Origin of the sequence: Mucilaginibacter sp., assembly GCF_036383575.1 — a bacterium.
Classification (GTDB): Bacteria; Bacteroidota; Bacteroidia; order Sphingobacteriales; family Sphingobacteriaceae; genus Mucilaginibacter.
In genome coordinates this window covers 1-7630 of record NZ_DASVOB010000748.1, presented here as the reverse complement: position 1 = coordinate 7630, position 7630 = coordinate 1, and the positions used below count along the sequence as shown (strand labels likewise).

General features: G+C 47.0%; 3 protein-coding genes. All 3 read right to left on the bottom strand.

Features of this window, described 5'->3' with window-relative positions; genetic code table 11:
- Positions 1–173: 173 nt before the first annotated feature.
- A complete protein-coding gene (locus tag VF500_RS26830) occupies positions 174–2216 on the bottom strand; it encodes an aceric acid hydrolase (protein ID WP_330862612.1) in 2043 nt (680 codons plus the stop codon).
- 608 nt (positions 2217–2824) lie between these two features.
- On the bottom strand, positions 2825–6151 hold the full coding sequence (locus VF500_RS26825; protein ID WP_330862611.1) for a glycosyl hydrolase: 3327 nt from the start codon (positions 6149–6151) through the stop codon (positions 2825–2827).
- The coding region (locus tag VF500_RS26820; protein WP_330862610.1) for a beta-galactosidase domain 4-containing protein at positions 6148–7630 on the bottom strand (1483 nt) is incomplete at its 5' end. The genes VF500_RS26825 and VF500_RS26820, both read right to left, overlap by 4 nt.

Below are 7630 nucleotides of genomic sequence, written 5' to 3'. Positions count from 1 at the left end.
GCCAATGCTTGTCCGCTCTGCATAGCTACGAGATTGCCGCGTCGCTTCTTCCGCACAACCCTTCCCGGCTCCTCGTATGACATGTTTTGTTAGTCCGCTACCGGGTGCTGGCAGTGGAATTTTTTCATTCCAACCTTTTGCCTTTCACCTTTAGCCTTTCGCCTCAAAATACCTCACCTATCCAACGGCATCCAAGTCTCCATATCCACATGTCCCCGGTTACCCCATGCATAATAAGGAATGAGCCTGATGTCAACAGCTTTTTGTTTCGGTACGGATACTTCTTTATAAAGCCGGTTACTCCAATTATTTTCATCCCGCAGGTCGGCTTTACCTGTAAGGCTCATGATGTCGCTATTGTCTATCCTGATCATTTCGGGTTTGAGTTGGGTAGCTGCAGATAGCGCTATATTAAAAACCTTTTGCCCTTTAGCCAGATCGGCCGATTCAAGGCAGTACACCACCGGGCCGCGTTTTACCGCAACCTGGTTGCGGGTTTCCTCAACCAGCGGGTTAGCTTCCATCATAGTAACCGGCATAGGCAGGTCAAGATCAATCGTCATTCCCTTTTGCCAAACTGCATTCAACTGAGTGTAAGCTCCCGGTGTAGTATCTAACTGAGGCACCGGCTGACCGGCCATTTTGATACTTGCTCCCTTACACCAGCCGGGGATCCTCAAAAACACGGAGAATGCTTTATTGCCCGGCACTTCATCAAACTTAATGCTGATCCTTCCATCCCATGGGTAATTGGTAGTTTGAGTCATTTTTACCGGCGTACCATCTTTAAGTTTAGCGGTTATCGTATTGCTGCCATACAGATTAAACCACAACCCTTTATCTGATGTGCTGTAAGCATAATCGCTTACCTCTGCAATGGTACGTACTACATTCGGCGGACAGCAGTTAGATAATTTAATGTACCCGACCCTATCTTTAGACCAACGCTGCTTAAATGGCAAACTATCCGAATAAGCCAACGGATTGGTATACAAAAAATCGCGACCACTCAAACTGATTCCCGAAAGCACGCTGTTATACAATGCCAGCTCCATTACATCGGCATATTTGGCATCACCAGTTATTTGCAGCATTCGCCAGTTCCATAAAACGTTGCCAATGTTAGCGCAGGTTTCATTATGGGCGGTGAAGCTGGGCAACTGGTAATCACGCCCGTAAGCCTGATGAATTTTCTGTACATCGTTGGGATTATAAGAAGTACCATCCGGCGAAACGCCGTCATACAACGATCCGCAGCCACCCGTGATATACATTTTGCGGTTCACCACATCGTTCCACATCAGGTTTAAGGTATGCATAAGTGTAGTGTCACCGGTTTCGGCATAAACATCAGCAGCGCCCGCGAACAGGTAGTTGGCACGTACCGCATGGCCCATGACCTGGATTTGCTGACGGAATGGTACCCTGTCCTGGTTGTCATCCGTACCATCTTTCATCAGGCCACGGATATCGATCAGGTTTTTAGCCAGTTCGAGGTATTTGGGATCTCGGGTAGTGCGGTACATCTCTACCACGCCCATATAATGCGATGGGCAAATGGCATTACGCGCCAGTTCGGGCGAAGCTGTTTTATAAAACTTATAGAGATAGTCGGTAGCCCTGACGGCTACTTTCAGCAAAGTTGTCTTGCCTGTTACGCGGTAATGCACGCAGGCGGCGGTCATGAGGTGACCGAGGTTATACGTTTCAAAATTAAGGCGGTCATTAAACGCCTTTTCCTTGCCGCTGTTCTTACGTTCCTCAATGATGGTTGGCGTGTGGATATAGCCGTCGGGCCGCTGCGCTTTGGCAATAACGGCTATGGTTTTATCCATTAGGCGGTCAAGCGCCGGATCATGCGTGGCGGCATACATGCTGGCTACGGCTTCAAACAGTTTATAAAAATCACCATCGTGAAAAGGTGGCCCTTCGTGCGAACCGGTATCCAGTCCGGCGGCTATTTCAAAATTGCGGTAAGCATGACTGATCTTTGGATCGGTATAAACACGCCACAGGTTTGGGATCATGGTATCACGGCAAACTTTGAACCTGTCGGCCCAAAAGCCGCCTGTCCATTGTACTGCGCCCATATCAAGGCTGCGGAGTTTGGCGTAATTGCTTTTGCTGGTGTTTACCAGGGCCTTGTTTTGGGCATTAAGTCTGCCGCCAACAATTACCAGTACTGTGATGATAAGATATTTATGTGTTGTTTTCATTTTAACGTTTTGGAAAGATCCGAAGACCTTAAGACTCTTTGCGAGTTCAAGTTATTAACCCACAGTTTTATCGTTTAATCGGCATGGCGTGTTGTTTTGCCCCTCTGGGCAATGTCATTAAGTTAAGGGAAATCCCCCAGAGGGGGAACAGGTTTGTAGTAATATCATATACCGAAAATAACCGTGCCAGAGGTACGGAACACTCCGAGTTGTGTACCTCTGGCACACTAAGACAAACAAATCTTTAATTTCTACAAACCTTTTGCACCTCTGGTGCAACCAGTCAATCTCTTAACTTAATGACATTGCCCTCTGGGGCAAAGGATGTTTCTATAATTTTCATGCTACAAACCTTCTGCACCTCTGGTGCACTTTTCCTTAAGCATATCTCGATCAATAACTGTTTAATTATAAAAATCCCCCAGAGGGGGTAAAGGTTTGTAGAAATAACGTCCCGCCCCTTATCCGAACCCCAGAGGGGTTCAACTCGCGCTGATTACTCAATTAGCAATGACCATTTAACTTATTAATTTATGGATTAACCTAAACTCAAAGACAGCCCCTGAGGGAATCCGAATAATGAGATATTTATTGTCATTTTCATACTATTAGGGAATATAAGTGAGCAGCCTAACCGGGCTTAGCAAACCAGCCGGCAAAAGCGAACGGCCTTCCAACCGGTAAGGTGCGTTTGTCCATGTAATTCGTTTATTTTCCGGAAGCACATGATCGCCCATGAGGCGGTTAGCCCAGGTATTGGTTACTTTAATTATTAGCTTGTTTCCGCCGGGTTTAACCGCCTTGCTGATGTTTACACGATAAGGAAATGTCCATGCCGTGCCGCAATTGATACCGTTTAAATAGACTTCGGCGAGGTTGGCGACCTTACCCAAATCAAGATATAGCCTTCCTGTTTTTCCGGTAAACTGAAATGTGTGACTGTAAACCGCCGTACTGGAATAGTACTTCACACTATCGTTATTACTCAGCGACCAATCATCTGGTTTATCAAACGTAACCGGTTTTACAGGCCCACCAGATTTAGGATCAAACTGTACCTGCCAGTTTGTAAAAGTCTGTACTGTTTTAAAATGTACTGCCTTATCCAATTCAAGCTTTGCGCCCGGATGGCTGTTTCTAAAAACGATAAAAACCGAACCATTTGCAGCAAGCTCAAGGCTTAGGTTTGTACGCTTAGATTTACTGCTTCTTTGTAATCGTTTCATTTCCCCGGTTAAAGGCTCCCAAAACTCGGGAACACGGCCGGATATCCTTAGCGACAAATTAACAGTCCGGTTTAAAGCCTGCTGATTGGAGATGAAATAGAGATCAAGATCATCAGCACTGCGATGTGTCCATGCAAGATCTTTTGCGGGTTGATTAACCGAATCCGTAGCGATCAAATCGCGGGAAATACCCAGTTCATCAAAGGTATCTTTTTGGTAAGGGCCTGTAAGCAGTTTACCTGTCAAAGCAGCCTTCATTCGCTGATCGCCCAATAAAACTGTAGCGCCCTCATTCACCAATTGCTGAAGTTTTTTAATAACCTCTGCAGATAACTGCCATGGCTGTGGCGACATTTGGCTCACACCGGGGATAATCAACATAGCATAACTGGCACCTCCGGGTAAAATGATCCTGCCATTTTTCACGGTGGCTAAACGCAGCAACGCGTCTTTATTAAAAGAATCGTAGGCATAACCACGCAGCGGATCGATCCAATTTTCAGGCAATGCCATATTGGCCGAATGACTTGCATCTTCAACCGAATTAATGATCGGCACATCTTTATTGGCCAAACGTTCGGCTTCCTGCTTTACCCGTTCGGCACCGAAAATCCCTGGCAGGGTACTCACTAACCTATCAGGTAAAATGGCACGGCGCGGGGTTTCCTCGCCGGTAAAAACAGCAATATCAGTAACCGGGTGGCCCTGTTGCAGCATCGATTGGCAACGGCTGATATAATCAAACCAGGCTTTACCCGGCCGCCACCAGGTTTGATCGCGCTGAAAAAACAGGCCGATGCCATCCAGCGTCATACCGGGTTTACGATCAAGCCAGGGGTTGTGTACATTCACATGAAAAACATAACGATTGATGCCGAGGGCAAAATTCCGGTCGGCAGTGGTTTTGAGCATGCCAGGATGTTCATCCCACAAAAGTCTTAATTCGGTAAAAGCCTCGGCCTGGATAATATTTTTGCCGTAGACATGCCCACCTGATATAGCATCGAGCATGTCATTCGGCTTATCGTGTGTGGGGCTCCTGAACCAAAACTCGCCCATCGGGATATCGGCTTTTTGATAATGCAGCATCCCATCGCTCATCATGGTTGGGGCCACGCTTTCGGCAGTAAATGTGCAGCCTTTTTCGTGCGCCAGCTTAGCCATGGTGCCATAGAAGTTATCTACCAGCAGTTCGGCTATGGTTTGACGCACATCGGCCAAAACCTTTTCGGATTTTTCGGCACTCTCCATCGGCACACCGGCCATCAGCGGAAGATAAGGCAACAGATCATACCCACGCCGTTTTTTAAACTCCCCTGCAAATACCGGCGACCAGTTTTGGCTCCCGCACTCCCAGCTATCCACGTGAAAGATCTTTAAAACCCGTTTAGCCAACTCAGGCCCAACCTGTTTTATAGCCTCGCCAAACCAGTTCTCAAACTGTATTTTGGCAGCCTCGGGGTTAAACTTATCGCATTCCAAACCGATGCCGCCACCGCCCGTAGCGTTGGTATGCCCGGTGGAAGTATGACCAATACGGATGATAGTCCATTTACCGGCTGGGGCAACCCAGTTGAGTTTACCATCTGCGCTTAATTTATCTGTAAGGTTGATGACCTTATTTTTATCGATACAAAGATTCACCGGTAATTGGGCATCTGTAGTCTGTTTGCTTAAACGCCATACCTCGCCAGTTTTACTTTCATACTGATGTACACGCGCTTCACCTAACAACTCGATGCCCGAGAGTTTTAAAGTAGGCTTCCACTTGGCAAAATCAAGGTCTTCGGCTCCCGGCTCTGAACCTTCTTTATTATATGTAAACCTGAAATATCTTGCCGTAGTTGCTTCAATGGCATTGGTAATTTCCGCATCACCATCTTGCCAGCCGTGACGTGGTGGCTCCAATCTGCCTAACGAACGAAAACTTTTACCATCATCGCTTACCTCAAGCAACAGCCGTTGCGACTGGTAGTTGCTTGCCGAAGTATGGATAATAAGTGAACGACAAGTAAATGGCTTTTCAAATTCCAGTTGCAGCCAGCAGGGCTCGTTACTGGTAAAGCTTTTGGTATTACCCCTTTCGGCAAGGTATTGCACATCGGTATTCGGCAGACTGGTAGTTACCTTCGGATGCTCGTCGTAACTGCCCTGCCCCTCGCCCGGGAGCGACGGATAGGCCAATATTTCGATGTCTTTATAGTAGTTTTTATAGTGCCGAGGAACAGGCAAGGTATCATGATAAGTTTTGCCGCCTTCAACTTCAGTTTTCGACCATACCACTTTTTGCATGGAAAGCTCAGGCGTTATCCAGGGGCCACCGGCCAGAGCAAAACCATCACTATCGTGCATGGCGAGTTTTACACCTATCCTGTCGGCTTCCTGCATGGTAAACTTCACCATTGCCCACCATTCGGGACTTAGCTGATTAATTGACGGGGTGATAAAAGGCGGGTTAGCCGGCCCTTTAATAGGCATTAAATACGCCCCGGCAATCCCGGCCTGTTTCATCGCCTGCAAATCGGCGGTAATTCCTTCACGGCTTACAGCTCCCTGCATCCAGTACCAAAACACCCATGGCTTTGCCGATTCGGGCGGGTGCAAAAAAGCCTCCTTCAAACCATCATTTAAGGTCGATGCTTTTCGATGCTGGGCTATCCCCGGTAAAAACAGGCAGCAAAGGCAAATTATAAAAACGTATTTCCTCATGGCTTTCTGTTAAATTTTATTTGGTATGCCGCATTTCCAGCGCCTTCCGGCTTACCCTCATATGGTTTCAGGTAAAAACTGTATTGATACTTTTTGGCAGGAATGCGGTATTGCTCTAACGGTTCCGCCACTTCCGACCAGCTGTCATTGCCCCCTACGCCCATCTGTACCAGGTCGATATTCAGCGTGATAAAACCGGCATCCTTTAACTTGTTGGTATGCTTCGCCTTTTGAATATTCTCTTCGGTATAAGGCCAGGCGCTCATGCTGAGCAGGCTATCGGCAGTTATCAGCAAACCACCTGTTTTATGGTGCAGCAGCACCCAGCGTACATCCGTGCGGTTGCCATTTTCCTGGGGCACAACGTAGGGTTCCATAAACTGACTGATGGATTGTGAATAGATGCCCGCTTCTGAACCGGTACGCCTGTCGATATAGTTTTCAAAAGGCCCCCGGCCATAATAGCTGATATTGCTGTCGGCCTGCGCAATCCCCATTTGCATACCAATTTTAGGGAGATTTGGCAAGCCGGTTTTAGCATCGAGAGCATAAGCAACATTCAGCAATCCATTACCGTGAATAGTATAATTGACCTGTACCGAAGCACTATCACCAACCATCGAATAAACGCTTGTAACCACTACCGAACCGTCTACCGCTTTCTGACCTGAGATCTTTTTCAGCACCGGTACCGCTTTAAACCATGCTGCCAGTTTCTTTTCCATCTTCCATCCACGATGATCGTTATCGGTAACCGGGCGGGTAAAATGCGGCAATAAAGGAGTAAATATCTGCTGATTACCTTTGTACACATACGAGGTTAAAGCGCCATTATCCTTACTAATGCCGATCTCAAAATCATTTCCGCTGATATGGTATGCCTTACCATCTTCAGATAGTTTTGCTTCGGGATATTGCTTATCATAAGCGTTTGCAGCTGATGTTTCGGGCTTGGTTAGCTGAAACTGATCGCTTGCTATTTCATAGCCTTTGCTGGCCCAGGGCTTATCTTCGGCAAGGGTAAAATGGATATCGGCCAGGTATTCATGATTACGCTTTAAATTGGGCTGGTATTGTTTTATGCTGATAATGGTATCATGCCCAGCAGCCAGGCTGATGCGAGGGATTTGTTTTTTCAGGATGATATTGCCGTCTTCCCTCAATTGCAGGGTAACCTCATAATCGACCAGCGAAGCTACGCTGTGCCAGTTTTTAATGTGGATAGTGGCCTTACCAGTGTCAACCAGTTCACAAACCGCAGGCTGAAAAACATGCTTGCATTCGTAAATAGCAGGTTTGGGGCGACCGTCGGATGCTACAATGCCTTTGATGGTGAAATTATCAAAATAGCGTTCGCCATAATCACCGCCATAGGCATAGTACGCCTTACCTGTGGAATCATGTTTTAGTAATCCCTGGTCTTTAAACTCCCAGATAGCCCCGCCGATAATCCGTTTGGTTGAGCGCCATTGATCCCAA